This is a genomic window from Allobosea sp. AK1, from assembly GCF_006714945.1.
Classification (GTDB): Bacteria; Pseudomonadota; Alphaproteobacteria; order Rhizobiales; family Beijerinckiaceae; genus Allobosea; species Allobosea robiniae.
Genome location: NZ_VFMG01000001.1, coordinates 548,357 through 568,548, shown reverse-complemented (window position 1 = coordinate 568,548; position 20,192 = coordinate 548,357). Strand labels below are relative to the sequence as shown.

General features: G+C 64.9%; 23 protein-coding genes and 1 tRNA gene. 11 read left to right on the top strand and 13 right to left on the bottom strand.

Annotated elements, in window-relative coordinates; genetic code table 11:
- Positions 1–295: 295 nt before the first annotated feature.
- Positions 296–550: a hypothetical protein gene (locus FHT98_RS02915; protein WP_142112271.1), complete on the bottom strand. Its 255-nt coding sequence runs from the start codon at positions 548–550 to the stop codon at positions 296–298.
- A gap of 281 nt (positions 551–831) precedes the next feature.
- Between FHT98_RS02915 and FHT98_RS02905 the strand changes: the two genes are divergently transcribed.
- The 3 genes from FHT98_RS02905 to FHT98_RS02895 are packed head-to-tail and all read left to right on the top strand — an operon-like array spanning position 832 to position 2,275.
- Positions 832–1,215, top strand: a complete 384-nt coding sequence (locus FHT98_RS02905) for a hypothetical protein (protein WP_142112267.1) — start codon at positions 832–834, stop codon at positions 1,213–1,215.
- Positions 1,145–1,510 (top strand): hypothetical protein, encoded by a 366-nt coding sequence (locus tag FHT98_RS02900; RefSeq protein WP_142112265.1) that lies wholly within the window; start codon positions 1,145–1,147, stop codon positions 1,508–1,510. The genes FHT98_RS02905 and FHT98_RS02900 overlap by 71 nt, the downstream gene beginning before the upstream one ends.
- Before the next feature lie 18 nt (positions 1,511–1,528).
- On the top strand, positions 1,529–2,275 hold the full coding sequence (locus tag FHT98_RS02895) for an SOS response-associated peptidase (RefSeq protein ID WP_142112262.1): 747 nt from the start codon (positions 1,529–1,531) through the stop codon (positions 2,273–2,275).
- Here the strand turns inward: FHT98_RS02895 and FHT98_RS02890 are convergent.
- Entirely contained in the window at positions 2,272–3,114 is an 843-nt protein-coding gene (locus tag FHT98_RS02890; RefSeq protein ID WP_142112260.1) for an O-methyltransferase, read from the bottom strand. The genes FHT98_RS02895 and FHT98_RS02890 overlap by 4 nt on opposite strands.
- A gap of 251 nt (positions 3,115–3,365) precedes the next feature.
- Between FHT98_RS02890 and FHT98_RS26780 the strand changes: the two genes are divergently transcribed.
- Positions 3,366–3,608, top strand: coding sequence for a DUF982 domain-containing protein (locus FHT98_RS26780; protein ID WP_142112258.1), 243 nt, complete (start codon positions 3,366–3,368; stop codon positions 3,606–3,608).
- A gap of 550 nt (positions 3,609–4,158) precedes the next feature.
- On the opposite strand, the gene FHT98_RS02880 is transcribed toward FHT98_RS26780, so the two are convergent.
- The 5 genes from FHT98_RS02880 to FHT98_RS02860 are packed head-to-tail and all read right to left on the bottom strand — an operon-like array spanning position 4,159 to position 8,021.
- Complete coding sequence (locus tag FHT98_RS02880; protein WP_142112256.1) at positions 4,159–4,422, bottom strand: hypothetical protein; 264 nt, start codon at positions 4,420–4,422, stop codon at positions 4,159–4,161.
- The gene (locus FHT98_RS02875; protein WP_142112254.1) at positions 4,379–4,654 is read right to left on the bottom strand and encodes a hypothetical protein; all 276 of its coding nucleotides are present in this window, start codon (positions 4,652–4,654) and stop codon (positions 4,379–4,381) included. Before FHT98_RS02875 ends, FHT98_RS02880 begins: the two co-directional genes overlap by 44 nt.
- Positions 4,647–5,291 carry an HNH endonuclease gene (locus FHT98_RS02870; RefSeq protein ID WP_142112252.1) on the bottom strand — a complete coding sequence of 215 codons (645 nt, stop codon included), beginning with the start codon at positions 5,289–5,291 and terminating at the stop codon, positions 4,647–4,649. Before FHT98_RS02870 ends, FHT98_RS02875 begins: the two co-directional genes overlap by 8 nt.
- Positions 5,288–7,273: a DNA cytosine methyltransferase gene (locus FHT98_RS02865; protein ID WP_142112249.1), complete on the bottom strand. Its 1,986-nt coding sequence runs from the start codon at positions 7,271–7,273 to the stop codon at positions 5,288–5,290. Before FHT98_RS02865 ends, FHT98_RS02870 begins: the two co-directional genes overlap by 4 nt.
- A complete protein-coding gene (locus FHT98_RS02860) occupies positions 7,266–8,021 on the bottom strand; it encodes a DUF5131 family protein (RefSeq protein ID WP_142112247.1) in 756 nt (251 codons plus the stop codon). Before FHT98_RS02860 ends, FHT98_RS02865 begins: the two co-directional genes overlap by 8 nt.
- A 104-nt stretch (positions 8,022–8,125) precedes the next feature.
- Here FHT98_RS02860 and FHT98_RS02855 point away from each other — a divergent pair.
- Both FHT98_RS02855 and FHT98_RS26100 read left to right on the top strand, forming a co-directional pair.
- Positions 8,126–8,200, top strand: a tRNA-Arg gene (locus FHT98_RS02855).
- A gap of 321 nt (positions 8,201–8,521) precedes the next feature.
- The gene (locus FHT98_RS26100; RefSeq protein WP_185745053.1) at positions 8,522–9,379 is read left to right on the top strand and encodes a LysM peptidoglycan-binding domain-containing protein; all 858 of its coding nucleotides are present in this window, start codon (positions 8,522–8,524) and stop codon (positions 9,377–9,379) included.
- Here FHT98_RS26100 and FHT98_RS26775 read toward each other — a convergent pair.
- A complete protein-coding gene (locus FHT98_RS26775; protein WP_142112243.1) occupies positions 9,345–9,485 on the bottom strand; it encodes a neutral zinc metallopeptidase in 141 nt (46 codons plus the stop codon). The genes FHT98_RS26100 and FHT98_RS26775 overlap by 35 nt on opposite strands.
- Here FHT98_RS26775 and FHT98_RS26095 point away from each other — a divergent pair.
- The 5 genes from FHT98_RS26095 to FHT98_RS02820 all read left to right on the top strand — a co-directional run bounded on the left by FHT98_RS26095 (position 9,472) and on the right by FHT98_RS02820 (position 13,396).
- The gene (locus FHT98_RS26095) at positions 9,472–9,657 is read left to right on the top strand and encodes a hypothetical protein (RefSeq protein ID WP_185745052.1); all 186 of its coding nucleotides are present in this window, start codon (positions 9,472–9,474) and stop codon (positions 9,655–9,657) included. The two genes, FHT98_RS26775 and FHT98_RS26095, sit on opposite strands and share 14 nt — an antisense overlap.
- 463 nt (positions 9,658–10,120) lie before the next feature.
- The gene (locus tag FHT98_RS02835) at positions 10,121–10,378 is read left to right on the top strand and encodes a hypothetical protein (protein WP_142112241.1); all 258 of its coding nucleotides are present in this window, start codon (positions 10,121–10,123) and stop codon (positions 10,376–10,378) included.
- A 153-nt stretch (positions 10,379–10,531) separates the two neighbouring features.
- On the top strand, positions 10,532–12,229 hold the full coding sequence (locus tag FHT98_RS02830; RefSeq protein ID WP_142112238.1) for an ArnT family glycosyltransferase: 1,698 nt from the start codon (positions 10,532–10,534) through the stop codon (positions 12,227–12,229).
- Positions 12,230–12,308: 79 nt separating this feature from the next.
- Positions 12,309–13,052, top strand: a complete 744-nt coding sequence (locus tag FHT98_RS02825; RefSeq protein ID WP_061966909.1) for a glycosyltransferase family 2 protein — start codon at positions 12,309–12,311, stop codon at positions 13,050–13,052.
- Positions 13,052–13,396, top strand: coding sequence for a lipid-A-disaccharide synthase N-terminal domain-containing protein (locus tag FHT98_RS02820; RefSeq protein ID WP_091856542.1), 345 nt, complete (start codon positions 13,052–13,054; stop codon positions 13,394–13,396). Before FHT98_RS02825 ends, FHT98_RS02820 begins: the two co-directional genes overlap by 1 nt.
- A gap of 9 nt (positions 13,397–13,405) precedes the next feature.
- On the opposite strand, the gene FHT98_RS02815 is transcribed toward FHT98_RS02820, so the two are convergent.
- The 5 genes from FHT98_RS02815 to fliL all read right to left on the bottom strand — a co-directional run bounded on the left by FHT98_RS02815 (position 13,406) and on the right by fliL (position 19,971).
- Positions 13,406–16,852, bottom strand: coding sequence for a tetratricopeptide repeat protein (locus FHT98_RS02815; RefSeq protein WP_142112236.1), 3,447 nt, complete (start codon positions 16,850–16,852; stop codon positions 13,406–13,408).
- 96 nt (positions 16,853–16,948) lie between these two features.
- Positions 16,949–17,791, bottom strand: a complete 843-nt coding sequence (locus tag FHT98_RS02810; RefSeq protein ID WP_142112234.1) for a MotE family protein — start codon at positions 17,789–17,791, stop codon at positions 16,949–16,951.
- Positions 17,788–18,243, bottom strand: coding sequence for a DUF6468 domain-containing protein (locus FHT98_RS02805; protein ID WP_142112232.1), 456 nt, complete (start codon positions 18,241–18,243; stop codon positions 17,788–17,790). The genes FHT98_RS02810 and FHT98_RS02805 overlap by 4 nt, the downstream gene beginning before the upstream one ends.
- Before the next feature lie 9 nt (positions 18,244–18,252).
- A complete protein-coding gene (gene fliM, locus FHT98_RS02800; protein WP_061966916.1) occupies positions 18,253–19,380 on the bottom strand; it encodes a flagellar motor switch protein FliM in 1,128 nt (375 codons plus the stop codon).
- 39 nt (positions 19,381–19,419) lie between these two features.
- On the bottom strand, positions 19,420–19,971 hold the full coding sequence (gene fliL, locus FHT98_RS02795; protein WP_244511940.1) for a flagellar basal body-associated protein FliL: 552 nt from the start codon (positions 19,969–19,971) through the stop codon (positions 19,420–19,422).
- Positions 19,972–20,192: the final 221 nt, after the last annotated feature.

Sequence of the window (20,192 nt, the reverse complement as noted above, 5' to 3'; positions counted from 1 at the left end):
CCGGATCGAGATCAGATAGTTCCCTTTCGGGCGGCTTCGATCAACTCGTAGTGCTCATGGGTGTCGCCCCGTGACATAAGGTTTTTCGAGCCGCAGACGGAGCAGCGATAGCGCAAGCAGACGTCAGGAATGGGCGTCTCGGGAGGGAGGCCGCTGACGTCGATACCGTGCGCATGGTGGTGACATTCGTTGCAGTAGATCTCGATTTTCCGTCGCCCGAGAGCCAAATGGCTCGCGACCGTAGCAGGCTGGATTTCGCTCCCGTCCTTGTTGTAGGCGCGACGCGGGTTGCGTTTCATAGTGCCCTGATCTGCTCCTCGAACTCCTCGGGGATGGCGCCGTGGCGCGCCAGGACGTCGAGCGCGCTGACCTCGCCGGTTTCATCGTCGGCGGTGACGTGGATAACGGCTACGCCTTCCGCGGTCCGGCCCAGGCGCTCGCCCTCATTCAAGGCGTGGTGCTTCGTCTTCGCGAGGACGCGCTGGCCGGGCACCAGACGCTTCCGGTGGGTCTTGAAGGGCTGGAGGAAGAACGTGTCGACGCTGGCCACGGCTTGACTCCCTGATGTAGTTTGTTCTCATAATGTTCTCATATCCGAGGACGCAAGCCATGTCATCAGCCGTGCCAAAACAGGCGCCTGAACAAAAGCCCGTGGAGGGCAAAATCGATTCCGTCTTGGCGGAGTTTGGGGGCGACGCGCGCGCCGCGATCGGAGCGCTTCTTCACAATCGCGAAGAGCTTCTGAGGGACGCTGACAGAGCAGCCTCACTTGGTTTCCTGCGCGGTCGGTTTTCGGAGGGAGCGCGGCCAGCCCGCGAGGCCGAATGAGCGATGAAGCCGCCGGACGAAGAGACGCCGCTGCGGGACTATCCGTGGGTGGTCGTGCGCCTGCGGTGCCCTTGGTGCCGGCGGGGCGGCAATTTCAAACTTGCCGATATCGCCGCAAAGCATGGCAGCCGGATCACGATCGGGTCGATCGTCGTCGCCTTCATGGAAGGATGCGAGTGGCGCCCCTGGAATCCGGCGCGCAAGCCGCAGAAATACGGGATGCGATGCGGCGGCTATTGCCCCGACCTGCGCCGGTCCGACCCGCCCGATCTGCCGCCGTCAATGGTCGGGCTCAACCTGATCGAGGGAGGCAAGGATGACCAGCTACCAAGTAGCCCCGACGCTCCAGCGAGACGAAAGCGTCGCGTGGGAGGCGGAGACTTTTGACCCCGAAGCCTACATCAGCTCAGAGTACGTCAACCCGAGCGCGATCGATGGCGTTATCAAGTCGCTGAAGGAAACACGCGACCAGGGCCACACCGGCGGTTGCTCGGTGGATGACTTCAGCGCGACAACGGGGATGAACTGGCTGAACGCCATGGCCGAGCACTACGATTGCGAAGTGAGCGGCCCTTACCTCGGTGATGTAGACCACGGGGGCGATTACTACCTGTTCCACCACCGGCCAAAGCCGCCGATACCCCAGGGGGACTTGTTCGAGCGTTCGCTGGGTGCAGGATAGGCCAATACCGGAGGCCCCATGTGCAATCTCTACAGTCACACCCGGAACGTTGAAGCGATCAGGAAACTGTTTGCCAAGTTCAACGATGCCGGCGTGAACGTGCCGCCGCTGCCGGGCATATTCCCGGACTATGCCGCGCCGATCGTAAGGAACGACGAGGGCGGCCCGCGACTGGCGATGACGCGCTGGGGCATGCCCTCGTCCAAGAAGGCGTTGCTCGATAACGCGACGAAGCGGGCGGACAAGCTCAGGGCGAAGGGCAAGGAAGTCGATTTCGACCTGATGCTCCGCATGGAGCCGGACGGCGGGACGACCAATGTCCGAAACACGTCGAGCTCCCACTGGAAGCGCTGGCTTGGCGTCGAGAGCCGGTGCCTCGTGCCGTTCAACAGCTTCAGCGAGTTCGACTGGAGCACCAAGCAGGACATCTGGTTTGCGTTCGGTGAGGAGCGGCCCACAGCCTTCTTCGCCGGCATCTGGGCGCCGCAATGGGCCAGCGTGCGCAAGATCAAGACCGGCGAGGAGACGATTGACCTCTACGCCTTCCTCACAACAGATCCGAATGAAGAGGTCGGCGCCGTGCACCCGAAGGCGATGCCTGTCATCCTGACGACGCCAGAGGAGTGCGAGACCTGGATGGCGGCACCGTGGGAGGAGGCGAGGGCGCTACAGCGGCCGCTTGCCGACGGCTCTCTCGATATAGTCGCGCGCGGAGGCAAGAAGGACGGCGACAGCGATTCTCTTGGGTCAAGAAAGCCCGATTAAGGTCCAACTCTTCCAAGGAGTGCTAAGCTTGTAACGTTGCATTGATTTTTGCCAGAAGGGCTTATTCCAATCGGACGCGCTTCGATCTCGGGATTTTCAGAATGAATTCTTTTACAGGCAACAAATGGTCCTGGGATTATATATTCTCCATTAGGGTTGAATTGGCGTAATCCATCGTAATAATCATGCAATAATATTATTCCTCCTTCGCTTAATCGCTTGAGGGCGAGCGAAGTCTCTCTATAAACTGTCTTGGGGGAGTGGTCTCCGTCCAAGAATATCAGATCAAATTTCTCATCGCATTTTGAAAGAAATTCAATGCTGTCGCTTTTATGAAAAGATATATTATCAAGATTCAATTCTTTTGCGTATTTTGATGGACTATTTTTCATTCCAAAATCAACCCAAGGTGCCGAAGCCGGGTGATTAACGTCAACGATATCTACCGTGACTAGTTTTCCGCCCGATTCCAGGCGCTTTAGTGCTGCGGCGATATAAAGCGCCGATCCGCCAACGTTTGTACCTATCTCTAGGACGCGTTTTGGACGTAAGCCCATTGTAAGAAAGTAGATTGTTTGCCGGCAATCGGGGCTAACTGCGAGATTATATTCGCCTAATCCGAATATATCGCCGATGATTCTGTGATCTTCATTCCAGTATTGATGAATATTATTATCTTGCCAGATATTATTGATATCTATCGTGGCGAATCGTCTTAGAGAAATGCTTGAGAATGGCAGTTTTTGCTCGCGGCTCAACGCGTATCGACCTCGCCAGTCGTCTTGGAAGCGGAGAAATGAAGGCGGCAGCTTTGATCGAATGATCTCCTTGATCGACATCGTACCAAACCTCCTGCAGTCCCATTACAGCGACGCTTAGGGACGCTTAGGGGTATCAAGCCCGCGGGAAGTTGCGTTTCGTCAGATTCTCAAGGCGCCCCCAGCGTGAAATTTGGTTGAAGGTGATCCCCGCCGACGAGCGCTGCGTCGCCCGCGGCGGGAGAAAGATGGTGACGGCGGCGCAGAGGACCGGCCTGCGCAGGCCATGCTGATCTGACGGAACGATTGCGGACGGCCAGCGTATTGGGTTCATGCCTCTGCATTGGTTCAACCCTCCGGTCTACGTCTCAATGCCCAAGACGGGCGAGCCGTATGCCGTTTCGAACGTCGAGCGTGCCGCTGAGTTTCTACTGGGTTGGAAGGACCACGGTGGGGAACAGGCTTGGCAGCTTGCAGTCTCGACCTGCATGGCAGCATTACGGGGCACCGCTCCAGCCGGAGACGCGAGGCAGGCATTTGAGGACGCGGCCCGTTCGAGTGGGCATCTGCTCTAGGTTGTCAGTGGAACAAGCTGGCCCAAAGCCTCCGCGCCTGGCCGAACCAGACAGCCCACCAGACCACAGCGCCGGCCGCCATCGGGATCAGCAGCCACCAGCGGGCGAGAAAAGAGGATCTCGGCGGTCTACTCACTCGTATAGAGCGCCAGTCTAGCCACAGCTTTCAGGGCATCCGGGAGTGTGCGTAAACCAGCATTGCCTGACATCGTGCCAACGGCGGTCAGTGCCACATCTGATGACATCGCAGGTGGCCATGCCGCAGGCATTGGTGCAGATAGTTCCGACAGTACGGTATCCACCATTCTTCAATGGGCAACCAGCCGGGGCCGGCTGTGCGATCGCCCGCGGCGTTCTGACTTCAGTTGCCGATGCGCCAATGACAGGCAGCAGGATGAGCAGCGATGCTACGACTGAGATGATCTTCATGCCAAGAACTCCGGGTCGATGGCCCGATGATCGCAGTTCAATTTACTATACGTCAACTACTCGGTGAGCCGCGCGATCTCCTCCACCCCCGGCATCACGGCGGGGGCGTCCTTCTCAGAGGTCATGACGTGGGCCTCCACATCATCGGTTGGTCGGATTGAACCTCGTCCGCGTTGGATGCCCAGCAAGCGCCATCAGTCCAACAGGGCGGGTGCTTCTCTTCCTCGGTGGCGACCCAAGCACCCACGCTCTTGCCGTCCTCGTCCTCGAAGCCGTGGCGTTCCCAGCGGGCCAGCATTTCGAACCCATCAAACGTGCGGATTTCGATGTCGCGACCATCCTTAGGCGCCGACTTGATCGGTTGCCAGTCCTTCTCGCCGGTCATGGCTCGCCTCGTCGAGGGCGCGGCGGCCGGCTTCGAACCAAGGCGACGGCGAGGCTGCTTCAAGCTGATCGAGCCGATAGATGTGCTGCATGCCGGCGAAGGGGCCGTCGATGATCTCGACGACCGCCATGTGAACGCCCTTGCGGCTGGCATAGATGGAGCGGACCTCGCCTTCGAAGCCCGCGCCTTCCTTCTTCCGAACGTAGCTCGGGATCGTCATCTTCTCAGCCATGCTCTGCCTCCGGGGGATTTTTAGAGTGCGCATCCGCGAGACCTGCGGGGCCGTTCTCCAGAGCCGGCGTTAGTTCGGCAGCTGAGGCATCCCGATGCCCAAAGTTCGCGAATTCGCCATGATACTTGCGCGCAGCTTCGGCGTAGGCGGCCGCCGCCAGCTCGATGTCAGCAAAGAAGCCCAATTTGATCCGCCGACGACCGATTGTGATAAGTGCGGACCACTTATTGTGGCCGCTGTCCCAGGACACGCCTTTGCGCCCGCTGGTGTTGTGCCTACTGCGGCGTTGATTGTGGGTATTCTCGGAAGCCGTGGCCAATCTCATGTTAGCGCGACGGCAGTTCAGGCCATTCCCATCTTTATGATCGACGAACACGCCCTCAGGCGGCCTGAGCAGAAGTCGATGCAGCGGAACCATTCGACGACCAGAGGCAGCCCCCCGAGCTCCGCACGCTCTCGCGTAGTAGACGTTTCGATTGAGCACTGCGTGCCAGTTGTAGCCTTCCACAATTGGGACGTCGGCGGCATCAATGACGGCTTCAAGGCTTTGGCTGAGGGGAATGAACGCCAACTCGCCTTCAACGCGGATCGGTCGTCGAATGCGGTTCGATTTTGGGGGGGCCAACATTGGAATCATCTGCTCGCCCTCCCGAAAAGGTCGTGGGTCGGATCATTGTCAGGGCGGATGTCGTCGAAGCGCGGCAGGACACAGCGCTTGCGGCGCTTGAGGTCTGGTCGGGTGAGCGCCTCGATGCAGTTGGCGCGGACGATGGCGGCAGCGACCTGCGGGCAAACCGAGTTGCCGATCTTGTGGCGCTGCGCGGTCTCCGTAAGCTGGCCGCCCGCAGTGATGTCGTAGCTATCCGGGAAGCCCTGCGCCCGGGCGAGCTCGCGGGGCGTCAGCATCCGCATACCGATGTCCCAGACGATCAGGCCAGGGGCGATCTCGACCAGCACATCGGGGTCGTGCCAGACGCCGTGAGCATGAAGGAAGCGCGCGACCATCTTGGCGCGCTCCAGCATGGCCGGCGTCATCGGCGGCACAGCGATATGGCAATGGACCGGGCTGAACCGCGCCTTCGTGGGAACGGTCGGCATGGGTGCGTCGGCCGCGGCGTCGGTGCTGCCTTCGCTGTAATAGCTGCCGATGAACGGGGCCATCAGGCCATGCGTTGCCTGTCCAGTAGCCGTCGAGAGCGCGTCATCTGCCCCGCGAGCCTCGCTGCGACCGCGCATCTCCGACACGTACGGCGTGACGACGGCATGGTGATTGCCACCCGCCAGCACGGCGCCAACAGGCTCGTCGACCGCGCCGCGCGCCGTGTTGTTCTGCATGCTGGCGATGAAGCCCATGACAGGCTGCACCTGGGCGCCGGCCGTCGCGAGTGTGGCCGTGGGTTCGTCTGCCGGGCGACCAATGGCGTTTAGGTTGTGCTGCGCGAGGTAGATCGCCGCCAGCTCGCCGCCGTTCCCGGTCGGAACGATCGTCGGGGCAGGTTCCTCCAGGCTGCGCGAGCGAGGCTCCTGGCCGGGTCGCTCGCCATAGCGCGAGACCAGATAGCCCATGATGACCTGGTTCTGGTCTTTGGCGTTGGCGCACACCGTGTGGTGCGGTTCGTCAGCCGGCCGCGATCCGCCACCCTGTTGGGCATAGCTCAGCATCGGGGCAATCACGGAGAGCGGGCCACCCGCGCCAGGGCGCTTCAAGAAGCTGTTGGCGGTGACTGTCGGCATCGAGACGTCAATCGGCTGGCCGTCGCTCTCGAACCGATTGACGCCTACGAATGGAGCGGACGCGCCGGTGGTCATGCCTACGACGAACGCGCCCTTCTGGGACTTTGCTCGTTTTAGTACATGGCGGTCGAAGCCCTTGGCGATCCTGGCCATGCTCTTGTCGGCCAGCGGGCGGATGATGTTGAGACCTTCCGCCCTGGCGTCGACCTTGGTCATGAAGATCGACGGCGCCCGGATCGACCAGTCGATGATCTCGGCCGCAGTGCGATAGGGCTTGAGGCCCGCGCCATGGGTCGGCTTCGGGAAGATGATCGGCTTCATGTCGCGCCGGGCGACGACGAAGAGGCGCTTCCGAATCGTCGGGGTGCCGTAGTCGCAGGCCCGAAGTTCCTTGAACTCGACCATGTAGCCGCGAGCTTCGAGCCCGCGGACCCAGCGGGCAAACTCCATGCCCTTCTTGGCCTTGATCGGCATCCCATCCTCACCAAGCGGTCCCCAGTCGCGGAACTCCTCGACGTTCTCCAAGAGGATGATCTGAGGCTTCACCTCCTGCGCCCAGAGCAGGATCACGTCGGCCAGTCCTCGCACGGACCGCGAGACGGGCTTGCCGCCCTTGGCCTTCGAATGGTGCCGACAGTCCGGCGAGGCCCATAGGAGGAAGACGGGCTTGCCTTTGGACACGGCATGCGGATCGACCTTCCAGATGTTCTCCTGGAGATGGATTGTCTGGGGATGGTTGCGGGCGTGCATGAGCAGCGCATCCGCATCGTGGTTCACCGCGAAGTCAGGGCCGCGGCCAAGCGCCCACTCGATCCCGAGCGATGCGCCACCACCACCGGCGAAGCTGTCGAAGATCAGCCCCTTCGTGCTTGCCCGCTCAGACATGGGGGGAGGCTTTCGGGTTGGGCAGTTCACGGATCAGCAAGTCGTCCGGGATGGGACGCTTGCCGGTCATCTGCTTCATGAAGAAGGCGCGGCCGAAGCGCTTGCTCCCGTCGCGAAGGTGACGAGCCCATGCGGGGTCCATCTCGCGCGCACCTGAGCCGCTTTCGCCGCCGCAGATGATCCAGTCCGGCGCGTTGCAGTCGAGAATGACCGGCCCGAGCATCGGCTCGAAGCTGCCGAAGGTGAACAGCACGCCGTTTGCGGCGCCCGCCTCGCGGAGCTTGATGCGGTCGCGATCGTATTCGACTTGGTTGGGGAGCGTGGCGCCGAGCGCGACGTTCGGCGGCAGCATACGATTTCCGCGAGCCGGGTCGGTCATCTTGACCACGTTGCCGATGCGCTTCGTCAGCAAAAGCCAAATGAGATTCGGCGTCTTCTCGATCAGCACCATGAGGTCGCTGCGCCAAAGCGGGTCGACCTCGTTGTCGAAGACATCGGCCAGCGAAGCGCAAAAGACGAAGGGCCGGGTTCCGGTAGCCGCGGCCTCGCGGTCCCAGCGGATCGGCAAGCGCCAGTTCGCCGCCGAGGTCCGAGCTCGGTCTTCGCCGGCGCCCCATCGAACGCGGCCATAGCGCGCGTCCATCATAGCCTCGGCATAGCAGTGATCACATGCCGGCGAGACTTTGGTGCAACCGATCCACGGATTGAACGTGTGATCGGTCCACTCGATCTTGCTCCGCTCACCCATGGCGAGGGGCCTGGGTGGGCAGAGAACGGGGCAGGGCGGCGTTCTGACACCTCGAAATTCCCCAACGATTGCAATGAGGGGGATTTACGCGAACATGTGAGAACGGCGCTTGAGAAAAGCCATTTTTCAGCGGCCTTCTAAGCTGCTGGTCGCTGGTTCGAATCCAGCCGGGCTCGCCATTTTCTTCAGAAGCCCCAGATGCTTGCGCGTTCTGGCATCTGGGGTTGCTACCGACATGCCAGGTCGGGGTAGCGCCGGGTAGCGCTCAGCTGCTGGCTTCTTCGGACTGCTGATCCTCCCATTCGAAGACCGCGCCGGCTGACAGCAGGCGCGTCTCCGCCGCCGGCAGAGTCTCGCCGTGTCGTCAGTTTGAAGGATGCCCGACGCCGTTAGCGGTTCCTATCCTGCTTGGCGAGACGACACAGAACCACTGCCACCCGTGCATGTCGACATCCGGGTTTCGCAGAAGAGGACGTGCGGTTCGGGGAAGGCGAAAAGCGATGCTTCAAACGACCTTCATGCCGGCGATCCAAGGTTATCATTTCAGCAACAGCGACATAAAATGGGAGCTGCATCCCGGCGGGCCGCACGGAGAGAATCTGTGCGGCGGGATGGTCTACAGCGCGCTCGATCATCATTACGCCCGGAAACCCATCCCGAAGGATTCCGATCCTCCGCCGGTTCGTACGCCGCTCAACGCACACATCTATTCGCGCCAGGTAAGCGCCCATGCGTACACGGTGCCCCGCCTGATGCGCAGCACGATCTTTTTCATGTTCCATCAGTTGTATGTCGACAGCGTCGCCAGCGAATACGATTTGATCCGCCGCTCGATCGCCGCCAACCGGCCGGTTCCTCTTTTCCTGATCAAGCTCGGCGCATTCACAGGCCACCATGTCTTGGTCAGCGCCTGCCAAAGCTCGCCATCGCCGGGCGGGCCGATCCTCAAGCTCTACGACCCCAATAACGAGAACACCACAACCTTCATCTACGCGCATCCGACAACGAAGCGCTTCACGATCAGCGCATTGAACGCGACTGACTATCAGATCCGCGGGTTCTTCGTGGACCGGAACTACAGCTTCAAGCCGCCGCCGGACTTCCCCAAGCCGGCGCCGCCTCCCGGCCCTGCGCCCACGCCGCCACCAGGCCCGCGGCCGCCGCCCAGCCCGCCGCCTTTGCCAGGTCCGGTATCGAGGATGCACACGGTACAGCGAGGCGAAAACCTCAGCATGATCTCCCAGAAATATTATGGGACGCAGTCGAAATGGTCGGTGATCTACGCCGCAAACAGGGCGGTCATCGGCAACAATCCGAACCTCATCAAGCCGGGGCAGGTGCTGACGATCCCACCCTGATCGCGGCCTCGCCGCTGCAGTCCGCGCGGAGTCGCTTGACCTGATTCCGGAACGAGTCGCAGCTCTGCATCGATCCGGACTGGAAGCCGCTGGTGAACCATTTCATGCGCTGCGACGAGGAGCGCCGTTCGGCGCTCGCGTGCCAGCTGCTCGCCGCGACAATTCCGGTCGCTGGCGAGCATGGCCCGGGCAACCATCCCGGGATCGTGATCAACCTGTGTGGCTACCACCGGCGGCAAGGGACGCCGCCGCAGCCAAAGGACGACGCCGGCGGCTGAAGCCGCACTCCACCCCCATAGCGCGGGCCGTTGCCATAGCCTCGGTTGTACCCGCCGCGACCATAGCCATAGCCGTAGCCTCCACCGCCGCGGCCATAGCCGCCACCGCGGTAATGCCGCTGCCGGGCCGTGTTCTGCTGAATGATCATCAGACGTTCGCGTTTCGCAGCCGTCATCGAGAATTCGACGGGTGCGTTGTCGAGGCGCTGCGCGACACCAGAGGGTAAGGCTTCGCCTGCTTGAGCCGAGGCCACGATTGCAGCTAGGCCGATCCCCAGGAGGGCAGAGGTTACACCGCGATGCATGGCATTCTCCTTTTGCTTCAACGATAGAAGCACGCGGAAGCATAACGCAGGCTGAACGGAATTGTTCTCCTGCGTCGTCCAGTTCCCTCGCTTCCATCCGACGGAACAGGCGACCTTCACCCCGGTTATAGGAGTGGGGGCCGATGCGGAGTACAGCCATGTTGCGGTTCGTCGCCATCACCGCCCTCGCGGCGGCTCTTTCGTCCCCGGCCCTCGCGGAGCCCGGTTTCGTCAAGACGGTGAGCCTGGCCCCGCTCGGCTCCTCGTATGGGGTCGCTCCGAAGGCAGCGTGCGAACTGCCCGTCGATCTGTCGGCCCTTACAGCCCCGGTGGCGCCGGTAACGAGTCAGGCCATGACCTTGTCGCCGCGGATGATTCAGGCAATTCGAATCGGCGAAGACTCGTCCGACGATTGACGGCCTGCGTCGGCATTGCTGCCCCGCCATGCTTGCCGACCCTTCCCCGGCAGCGTAAACCCGCGCGGCCTCGCCTTGATCGCGCCCGAAAGGCCCGCCATCGGGCGGGAATCGACTTTCAGGACAGGTGCGGCCGGGCGGCCGCGGGGATGGATGATGTTTTCGCTCACGCCAGCGATCGACCGGGTCAGGGATGCGGCCTCCGCCAGCCATCTGCGCGCCTGCATCTTCCTCCTGCTCCTGTCGCTCGCCGCCTTCCTGCCAGGCTTCAGCACGCTCCAGCCGCTCGACCGCGACGAACCGCGCTTCGCGCAGGCGAGTAAGCAGATGCTCGAAACCGGCGATTTCGTCGATATCCGATTCCAGGACGAGGCGCGCCACAAGAAGCCGGTCGGCATCTACTGGCTGCAGAGCGCGGCGGTGCGGGCGGGCGAGGCCGTCGGCATCCCCGAGGCGCGCACGCAGATCTGGCTCTATCGCATTCCCTCGCTGATCGGCGCGACCGCAACGGTGCTGCTGACCTACTGGGCGCTGCTGGCCTTCCTTTCGCCGCCACTCGCCCTGCTCGGCGCCGCCTTGATGGCGGCTGCGGTACTGCTCGGCGTCGAGGCGCGGATCGCCAAGACGGATGCGCTGCTGGCGGCCTGCGCCGTCGCGACGATGGGCGCGCTGGCGCGGACATGGCTCGACTGGACGCGCTCGCTCGCCTTCGTGCCGGACCGGCGCAACTGGCTGGTATTCTGGGCGGCGACCGCGCTCGGCCTGCTGATCAAGGGGCCGATCGTGCCGATGGTCTGGGGCCTCGCGATTCTCGTTCTCAGCGCGAGCCAGCGCTCCTTCCGCTGGCTGAAGCCGCTGCGCTTCGGCCCTGGCCTGCTGCTTTGCCTCGTCGTCGCCTTGCCCTGGTTCGTCGCCATCATGGTCAAGACCGGCGGCAGCTTCTTCGCCGAGAGCGTGGGGCAGGACATGCTCGGCAAGGTCGCCGAGGGGCAGGAGAAGCATTGGGGGCCGCCCGGGCTCTACCTGCTGTTCTTCTTTGCGACCTATTGGCCGGCGGCGGCTTTCGCAGCGATGGCGGTGCCCTTCGCCTGGGTTCGGCGCAAGGAGCCGCAGATCCTGTTCCTGATCGCCTGGATCGTGCCGTCCTGGCTGATCTTCGAGGCGGTGCCGACGAAGCTGCCGCATTACGTGCTGCCGCTCTATCCGGCGATCACCGCGCTGCTGCTGCTGGCCGTGCTGAACGGGGGAATCAACCGCCATCGACGCGGCGCCGTGCTGACCGCCTGCCTCGTCGTGATCGTGCCGCTGGCGCTGATGGCGACGATCCTGTTCGGCAACTGGACGCTCGACCGGGCGGTGCCGTGGCTGGCATTGCCGTTCTTCGCGCTCGTCCTGCTCTGCGCCGGCAGCGTCGTCGCGGCCTTCCGGCGGCTCGATTTCGAAGGCGCGCTCTGGCGCTGCGTGCTCGCGAGCCTGCTGCTGACGATCGCCGTCTATCCCTTCGCCATCGAGAGCCTGCGCTCGCTGAAGCTGTCGCCGCGTCTGGCGGAGACGCTCAAGGCTGCCGGCTGCGCCGATCCGGCCGTGGTAACGCTGGGCTATCGCGAGCCGAGCCTCGTTTTCCTGACCGGGACGAAGCTCGCGATGGCTGCAAGCGGCGCGGACGCGGCGGCCTTCCTGAATCAGCCCGGCTGCCGCGTCGCCTTCGTCGAAAGCCGCTTCGCCGACGATTTCAAGGCGGCCCTGGCGAGCCAGCCGGCGAAGCCGCGCCTGGTGACCACGATCAACGGTTTCAACCTCAATGGCGGGCGCAAGCTTGAGATCGCCGTGTTCGCCCGTTCGCCCGGTTGAGGCACCCTTGCTCTCGAAGCTCTTGCCCTATTCGCCGCGCTGACGCAGTTTGCGGGCCGTTTTTCCGGATGATGCCCCTTTGACCGAAACCTCTTCCCATCCGCTGCTCAGCGTCGTCGTGCCGGTGCGCAACGAAGTCGGCAATATCGCGCCGCTCGTCGCGGATATCGAGAAGGCCTGCGCGGCGATCGGCGCCTTCGAGGTCGTCTATGTCAATGACGGCTCGACCGACGGCACGGCTGCGGCGCTGGCCGAGCTCGCCGCGACGCGGCCCTGGCTGCGCGTCGTCACACACGCCCAGTCCTGCGGCCAGAGCGCGGCGGTGCGCAGCGGCGTGCGCCATGCCCGTTCGGCCATCGTCGCGACGCTCGACGGCGATGGCCAGAACGATCCCGCCTTCCTGCCGGAAATGGTCGAGGCCTTGCAGAAGGGCGGGCTCCAGGCCGGGATGGTGCAGGGGCAGCGCGTCGGGCGCAAGGATACCGGCTTCAAGCGCTGGCAGTCGAAGGTCGCCAACGGCGTGCGTGTGCGGGTGCTGAAGGATGATACGCGCGACACCGGCTGCGGGCTGAAATGCTTCCGGCGCGAGGCCTATCTCGCCTTGCCGTATTTCGATGCGCTGCACCGCTTCATGCCGGCGCTGATGGCACGCGAGGGGCACAAGGTCCTGCATGTCGACGTGCGGGACCGGCCCCGGCTGACCGGCGTCTCGAATTACGGTTTCTTCGACCGGCTCTGGGTCGGAATCCTCGACCTGGCCGGCGTGTGGTGGCTGATCCGCCGGCGCAAGCGCGTGCCGCAGATCGTCTCGGAGACGATGTGATGCTGATTGATCTGCAGCAGACCATCGGCCGCTATTTCCACGATGTGTTCGTCAATAATGTCGACTGGTGGGTCCTGCTCGGCGTGGTCGCGCAGGGGCTCTTCACCATGCGCTTCGTGGTGCAGTGGTGGGCGAGCGAGAAGGCCCAGCGCTCCGTCGTGCCGATGACCTTCTGGTGGTTCTCGATCGGCGGCGGCCTGCTGCTGCTGATGTATGCGCTCTATCGGCGCGACCCCGTCTTCATCCTCGGCCAGGGCTTCGGCGTCTTCGTCTATATCCGCAACCTGCAATTCGTCCTGCGCGCCCGGGCGCGCGGCGAGGACACGAATTCCGGGCCGGGTTAGGCGGCCGCCTCAGCTCCGCGACGGTGCCGCCGGCTCGGCCGCCGCGCCGTCGGCGGGCGAGGGCAGCTTGTCGGCTGCGGGCGGCTGTGGCTTGCGCATCGCGGCGGAGTAGGCCGGGTAGCGCTCGCGATAGGCCTTCAGGAATTCCGAAAGCGTGTCGGCATTGGCGGTGGCGCGCGCCATCTCGCGGATGTCGGAGGCGCGCGTCCGGTCGGCCCCGGTGACGAAGGCGAAGGTCCTTGCATCGGCGCCGCGGGCCATCTTCGGGGCGAACTTGCTGCGCAGCCGGTCGAGCGACAGGCTCTCGCTCGCCATCACATAGGAGACGCCGGCCCGCATCACGTCGGCGCGCTCGCCGTCGCCGAGCGCGTCGTCGCCGCGCCAGCTTTCGTCGAGCAGGCGCTCATAAGCCTCGCCCGCCTCGCGCCAGCGGCGCCCCGTCCAGTAGATGTCGGCGCGCAGCCTGTCGATCTCGGGGCCGCGCTCGCCTTCCAGCATCTCCAGCGCCTGGTCGGTGCGCGACAGATCGGAGAGCGCCTTGGCCTCAAGCAGCAGGCGCGCGCGCTTGACGTCTGCGGGCAGTTCGACGAGCCGGGTGGTATTGAGCGCGCGGATCGCATCGGCCGGCTTGCCGTTCATCAGGTCGATCATGGCAAGCCGGGCCGCGACCGTGGAACGCGCCGCGCCGGTGAGACGCCGGTCCATCTGGTACTTCAGGATCTCCGAGGCCTGGTCGAGCAGGTCGAGCTCGACGAGGCGATCGGCGAGCAGGCGGGTGATCTCGTCGCCGCGCCGGCCGATCGGCAGGAATTCCTTGAAGTCGTAGAACAGGGCGAGCGCCTCGATGCGCGGCAGCTTGCCGAGCCCGCTGCCGCTGAACAGCTCTGCAAAGCGTTGGGCGGTCTCATCATGCATGCGCCGCGTCAGCGGATCATCGGTGAAGTTCTCGTTGGCGCGGCGCGCGACCATGAAGGCGTCGCGCCAGCGCTGCTGGTCGGCATAGAGCCGGCCGAGCTCGGCCAGGGCCTCGATCTCCAAGCGGCCGCCGCGCCAGATGACGGAGACCGTCTCCAGCCGGGCGATGGCTTCCTCGGGCTTGATGTCGGTGCGCTTCTCGGTGTCCGCGAGCTTGACCGCGCGCAATTGCGCTTCCGCCGCGATCGGGCGGCTCTTCGCCTCGAAGAGCGGCTTGTAGCCGTTCATCGCCGCTTCCGGGCGGCCGCCGACATCGTCGAGCCGCGCCTGCAGCAGGGCGAGATGCTCCTGGTCGAAGCTGCCGCGCGGCATGTCGGCCAGCGCCTGGATCTGACGCTCGGCGACGCCGATATCCTGCTGGGTCAGAGCAGCGCGGGCCATCGCCTCGCGGAACTCGCCCTGGAGGTCGGCCGGGTAGTGGTCGAGCACGGCTTCGGCGCGGCGGAAGCCGACCAGGGCCTGGGCGTTGCGGTTCAGGCGCTGCTCGATCAGCGCCCGCCAGAGTCCCGTCTCGGCATCGTCCTTGATCGGGCCGGCATCGAAGGCGGTCAATGCCTGCTGGTCCCGGTGCATCCCGGCGGCGATCACGCCTTTGAGGAAGAGCGCCTCGCGGTTGCCGCGCATGGAGGCATCGTCGGCCAGGAGGGCATTTAGCGGGCCGGCAGCCTCGGGCATCAGGCCGTTGGCGGCATAGAAGCGGGCGAGCGCCAACCGGGCTTCGGATTTGCGGCTGCGCGAGGCATCGGTGACGTCGAGCAGCAGCGCACGGGCGCGGTCGCGCGGGTTGCCGATGCGCAGCTTGGCCCAGGCATCGCCGTCGAGCAGCGGCGCGGCGTCCTGTTTCCCGGCCGTCTCCTCGGCCTTCCCGCTGGGCTCACCGATATCGAGAGAGACGTTGAGCCCGCCATTGCGGCCGACCCGGACCTGCTCGGTGCCGGCGCGGACGGCGACATCGTCGGCATGCGGTTGGATTGCCAATCCCTGCGCGGTCTGAAGCAGGCCGAATTCGACGAACTGATAGGGTTTGGGTGTCAGCCTTGTCGGGCCTGTCGCGGTGGCGACGGCGATAGGCAGGCCGGCCGGACCCGATTCGAGCCAGTGAATGCCGGTCAGGCCGGCGAGAGGGACGGCGACGATGGTCTGGCCGCGATCGTCCATGCTGCGCTGCGGCTCGACCGGAGCGGCGGGCCGGCCGGCATCCTCGCCGAGGTCGAGCGACCAGGCCGGGCCGTTGTCGAAGATCCGCGTCAGCGGCTGGCCGGCAAGCCTGAGCCTGACCAGCGTGACTTTGCCCTCGCGGGTCACCGTGCTGTCCTCGATCAGCTTGGGCATCAGCCCGACGAGCTTGGCGGGGTCGATGGTGTCGCGGGTGTCGAAGACCAGCGTCATCACGCCGGCATCGAGGAAGGCCGCCGCGCCGGTCGGCCGGGTGAAGCGGAAGTCGAGGCGCTTGCCCTCGACCGTGATCGCGACCGGGCCCGGCGGCACCTCGGGAGCGGCAGGAGTTGCGACAGCGGCTTGGGTGACAGGCTCTGCCGGCTTGACCACGGGCGCGGTTGCCGCGGGCTTGGCGGGGGGCTCCGTTGCTGCCGGCGTTGTGCCCGGGGCCGGGGCCGGTTGGGGAGACGGCTTGCTCAGATCGGCGAGCGACAGCGCTTCCTGCTTCACCGGCCGGAGCAGGTCGACCACCAGCCCGGTCTCGTCGTTGAAGCTGCGGGCCTGCCAGTCCTTGGGCAGGGTCAGGGCCAGGCTCAGCGCCTCCTTGCCGGCATCCAGCCCGGCGAAGCCGATATCGGCCGGCAGGGCGCTGCGGATAGCACCGGCCTCGGCATTCATCGGCCGGTCGAAGACCAGCTTCAGCGTTCCATCCGACAGGTCGCTGGTGAGCTTCGTCTCGGCCGGGGCCTTGAAGATCAGGCGCTCCAGCGTCGGGAGGCTCGCCACGCGCATCGTCAGCACCGCCGGAGGCGCGACCGGCTGGCGTGCGGCTTCCCTGGCGCGGGCCTCGGCGAGGCGCAGGCGCTCGGTGAGCTCGGCGATGGCTTCCGGCGGCGGGCCGGGCATGACGCCGGTCCAGGTCTGCGGCAGCAGATCGATGAAGGCCTTGTCGCCCGCCTCGATCAGATTGGCTTTGTAGGCTTGCGTCAGCGCGAAGCGCATGCCGCGCCCGTCGGGGTCGACGCGGGCAATGGAGATGTAATTGGGCAATTCGCGGGCGATGCGTGCGGCATCGACCTGGACCTGGCCGCCGAAGGCGACGATCAGCACGCCGCTGGAGACGCGGATGCGGGTCTGGATCGGCTCATCGAAGGTGAGGGACAGGCGGCCGAAGCCCGCCGGCATGGCTTCGCCGCGCAGTTTCGCGCCGGCCGCAAGGGCACGCGTATCCAGGCCGGCGGCGAGCGCGAGAGCGGCCAGCCCGATACCGAAGGCGAGGGAGCGCGACAGACGCAAACCGTGATACTCGACCCAACGCGACACTGGGCCTCGCCACGCCCTCAGATGTGGCGGCCCTCCGGCACGCTAGCGCGTCAACCATAATGGCGTCTTAACGGAATGGGCGCGGACAGACCGTTTTCAGCGCTGCGGCGCGGGGGCGATCGCCGGGAGTTCGTTGCCGGGCAGGGGGGCTTCGTTCGCCACGCGCTCGATGCCGGCGCTGCGCCCACCCGTCGCGAGCGCGACGGTCAGCTTCTCGGCGCGATCGGGTGACATCGCCGCCATCACCTCGGACATCTTGCGCGGGTTCATCTGCTGGACCACCGGCACGAGCACGTCGAGGCCGAGGCGGTCGAAAACGCGCGCGGCGTCCTTCGGCTTCATCGCTTCGTACATGATGACGAGGTTTTTGATCGCCTTGGCTTCCTCGAGAGCGGACTTGCCGGCCGGGCCGCCAGCCTTCTCTTCGAGGACCTTGAGGTCGCCGACGCGTCCGTCGAGCTTCTTCTCGGCGGAGTTCAGCAGGCGCTCGCGCATCTCGAGCTCGCGCATCCGGCCTTCCAGCTCCTCGCGCCGTTCGCCGAGGCGCTCCAGGAGAGCCTTCTCGGCCGGCGATACCGGCTGGACCGAGCCGTTCATGATGCCGGCCTTGTTGTTGGGGTTGGCGGCGCGTGCGGCTTCGGCCTTGGCCTCGGTTTCCTTCTTCTCCTGCTCCTTCTTCGAATCGGGAGCAGGTACGGAGCCGGTCGTCTCGGGATCGAAGACGTCGGGCGCATGGGCCCGCGCGATGATCTTGGCGAGACCCCAGATCTTGGGATCGTTCATGGCCCCGTCCTTGACCGTGGGGGTTTGTGCCATGAGCGGCAGATCGGCCGGAATGTGGCCGGGGGCGGGCTCCGCCGTCCAGGCAAGCAGCTTCAGCGCCAGGAGACCCATGGCGCCGAGAATCACTGCCGGCAGGAGGCGGGGCCGTTCGATCACGCAGCCTGTTCCTCGAGGCGGCGGGCGGCGCGGGCGCGGATGGCGGCGGCGGACTGGGCCGCGCTCTCAAGGCGGGAGACGGGCGCAGGAGCGGCGGGCGCCTCGACCGGAGCCTCCTTGGCCCCGACGAGGGTCGCGGCGCTGACGATCTGGCCGATGCGCTCCATCACCGCCTGGCCGGCTTCGACCTGCGCGGCGAGATCGGCGGCGTAGCGCTCGGCTGTGCGCAGGCGCTCTTCCAGCGTCCGGTCGCAATCGCCCAGCGTCGACTTGAGGCCGGCGATGGCGCGCTCGGCATTGTCCGTCGCGGTGATCAGTGCGCCGACGGTCTGGCGCATGCCGGCCTCGTCCGCCTTCAGGCGCTCGATGCGCCTGGTCAGGATGAAGCAGGTGACGATGGTGGCGACGAGGAGGCTGGCGACAAGCACGTCGGCGATGAGATTGATCGTCATGTGTCCTCTTCAGGTCGTGGCGCCGAGATGGCTGGCGAGGCTGTCGAAAGCGGCGATGGTGGTCTTGGAGCGGCGCAAGGGGCTGACGACCTGGACGGCGATCTTGCCGTCGACCCGGCCGATCCGGCCTTCGGTGACGATGAAGTCGCCGCAGCGCAGCGAGACGGTGGCATCCGGGCGGGCGTCGAACATCAGGGTATCGCCGATTTCGAGCTTCATGACGCGCTTGAGCGGCATCCGGGTCTCGTGCAGCACGCAGGTGACGTCGACATCGGCCTGCCAGACCTCGGTCGCGAGATGGTTCTCCCAGGTCGGATCGCGGCCCAGCTTCTCGCCCATGAAGCTTTCGAGCAGCAATTCGCGGATCGGCTCGATCGTGGCGTAGGGCAGGACGATGTGCAGCGCGCCGCCGCGGCCTTCCATGTCGAACTTGAGCTCGACGCGGATCGCGGCATTGGCCGGGCGGGAGATTGAGACGAAGCGCGGATTGGATTCGACGCGGTCGACGTTGAAGCGCACCGGCGAGAGCGGCTTGAAGGCGGCCTCGGCATCGCCCAGCACCAGTTCGATGACGCGGCGGATCATGCGGATTTCGATGGAGGTGAAGGGGCGGCCGTCGATGCGCGGTGCCGGCTGGCCGCGCTTGCCGCCGAACATCGCGTCGAGGACCGAGTAGATCAGCGACGACTCGATGGTGATCAGGCCGAAATTGTCCCATTCCTCGGCCTTGAACACCGAGAGCAGCGCCGGCTGCGAGATCGAGTTGACATAGTCGCCGAAGCGCACCGAGCGGATGCTCTCCAGCGTGACCTCGACATTGTCCGTGAAGAAGTTGCGCAGGCTGGTCGAGAGCAGGCGCACCAGACGCTCGAAGATGATCTCGAGCATCGGCAGGCGCTCATAGGCGACCGAGCCGGAATCGACGATCGCCTGGATGCCGTTGCGGCCGTCCTTCTCGTCGCCGCTGGAGAAACCGAGCATCGTGTCGATTTCGTCCTGCGACATCAGGCGGTCCGTACCGCCTTCCTGTTCGCCGTCGTCCTCCACCATGTCGGGCATGGCGGTCCAGCCTGCCGCCATCCCTTCCGGGGTCAGCGGCTCGTCGCTCGGTACGGAGGTGTCGCGTTCGGTGCTCATCGTTCCGCCGTCATCTCGGTGCGGTCAGCCGGTTGCGGCTCACTGGACCAGCAGTTCCTTGAACAGCACGGCGTCGACCTTGGCCGGATAGACGGTCAGGTTGACGCGACGCAGAAGCTCTTCCTTGAGGCGGTACATGCCGGCCGAGCCTTCGAGATCGGACGGACGCAATTCGCGCATGAAGACCTGGAAGGCGTCCTCGACGCGCGGCAGCAGCGGCTTGACCTGGTCGGCCGCCTTCGCATCGGCGATCTCCAGCACGACCTTGATCTTCATGATCGGCTGGCGGTCCTGCTGGCCGCCATTGGACATGCCGATCATCATGTCCTTCATGTCCAGGAAGGCGATGGGATTCTTGGCCTTCGCCGCGGCTTCGGCGGCTGCGATCTGTTCGGGCGAGGGCTTCTTCAGGAAGAACCAGCCGCCACCGCCGGCAGCCGCCAGCAGCACGACGCCGATGATCATGAAGAGCTTCTTCCTGCTCTTCGGCGCCTCATCACCGGAGGCGCCTTCCTCTTCCGTCTTGGCTTTCTTCGCCATCTCGTCACGCGCCCCGGCAGCCGGGCCGCGTTCTGCCGCCCGTTCGGTCACCTTCGTCCGTTACGGTTAACGCGTCGTTAAGGGCGGCAGAATTTGCCGGGCTGTTCTTGCCGCTTCAGCAGCATGTGCCGGGCCGTGACGGGAGGGGGCATCCGCTCTGTATTCAATGATATCAATATCTTGCCTGGATTAACCATGTTGGCACGCCGCTTGCCGGTACTGGGCCGTGGCGACTGCGCTGGGGAGCGTCGAGGTTGCCGCGGGACATGATC

Bases quoted from the DNA above. Each gene is read 5' to 3' on its own strand.
- FHT98_RS02905 (WP_142112267.1), top strand. From the start codon at position 832: ATGAAGCCGCCGGACGAAGAGACGCCGCTGCGGGACTATCCGTGGGTG.
- FHT98_RS02900 (WP_142112265.1), top strand. From the start codon at position 1,145: ATGACCAGCTACCAAGTAGCCCCGACGCTCCAGCGAGACGAAAGCGTC.
- FHT98_RS02895 (WP_142112262.1), top strand. From the start codon at position 1,529: ATGTGCAATCTCTACAGTCACACCCGGAACGTTGAAGCGATCAGGAAA.
- FHT98_RS02890 (WP_142112260.1), bottom strand. From the start codon at position 3,114: ATGTCGATCAAGGAGATCATTCGATCAAAGCTGCCGCCTTCATTTCTC.
- FHT98_RS26780 (WP_142112258.1), top strand. From the start codon at position 3,366: ATGCCTCTGCATTGGTTCAACCCTCCGGTCTACGTCTCAATGCCCAAG.
- FHT98_RS02880 (WP_142112256.1), bottom strand. From the start codon at position 4,422: ATGACCGGCGAGAAGGACTGGCAACCGATCAAGTCGGCGCCTAAGGAT.
- FHT98_RS02875 (WP_142112254.1), bottom strand. From the start codon at position 4,654: ATGGCTGAGAAGATGACGATCCCGAGCTACGTTCGGAAGAAGGAAGGC.
- FHT98_RS02870 (WP_142112252.1), bottom strand. From the start codon at position 5,291: ATGATTCCAATGTTGGCCCCCCCAAAATCGAACCGCATTCGACGACCG.
- FHT98_RS02865 (WP_142112249.1), bottom strand. From the start codon at position 7,273: ATGTCTGAGCGGGCAAGCACGAAGGGGCTGATCTTCGACAGCTTCGCC.
- FHT98_RS02860 (WP_142112247.1), bottom strand. From the start codon at position 8,021: ATGGGTGAGCGGAGCAAGATCGAGTGGACCGATCACACGTTCAATCCG.
- FHT98_RS26100 (WP_185745053.1), top strand. From the start codon at position 8,522: ATGCTTCAAACGACCTTCATGCCGGCGATCCAAGGTTATCATTTCAGC.
- FHT98_RS26775 (WP_142112243.1), bottom strand. From the start codon at position 9,485: ATGAAATGGTTCACCAGCGGCTTCCAGTCCGGATCGATGCAGAGCTGC.
- FHT98_RS02835 (WP_142112241.1), top strand. From the start codon at position 10,121: ATGTTGCGGTTCGTCGCCATCACCGCCCTCGCGGCGGCTCTTTCGTCC.
- FHT98_RS02830 (WP_142112238.1), top strand. From the start codon at position 10,532: ATGATGTTTTCGCTCACGCCAGCGATCGACCGGGTCAGGGATGCGGCC.
- FHT98_RS02820 (WP_091856542.1), top strand. From the start codon at position 13,052: ATGCTGATTGATCTGCAGCAGACCATCGGCCGCTATTTCCACGATGTG.
- FHT98_RS02805 (WP_142112232.1), bottom strand. From the start codon at position 18,243: ATGACGATCAATCTCATCGCCGACGTGCTTGTCGCCAGCCTCCTCGTC.
- fliM (WP_061966916.1), bottom strand. From the start codon at position 19,380: ATGAGCACCGAACGCGACACCTCCGTACCGAGCGACGAGCCGCTGACC.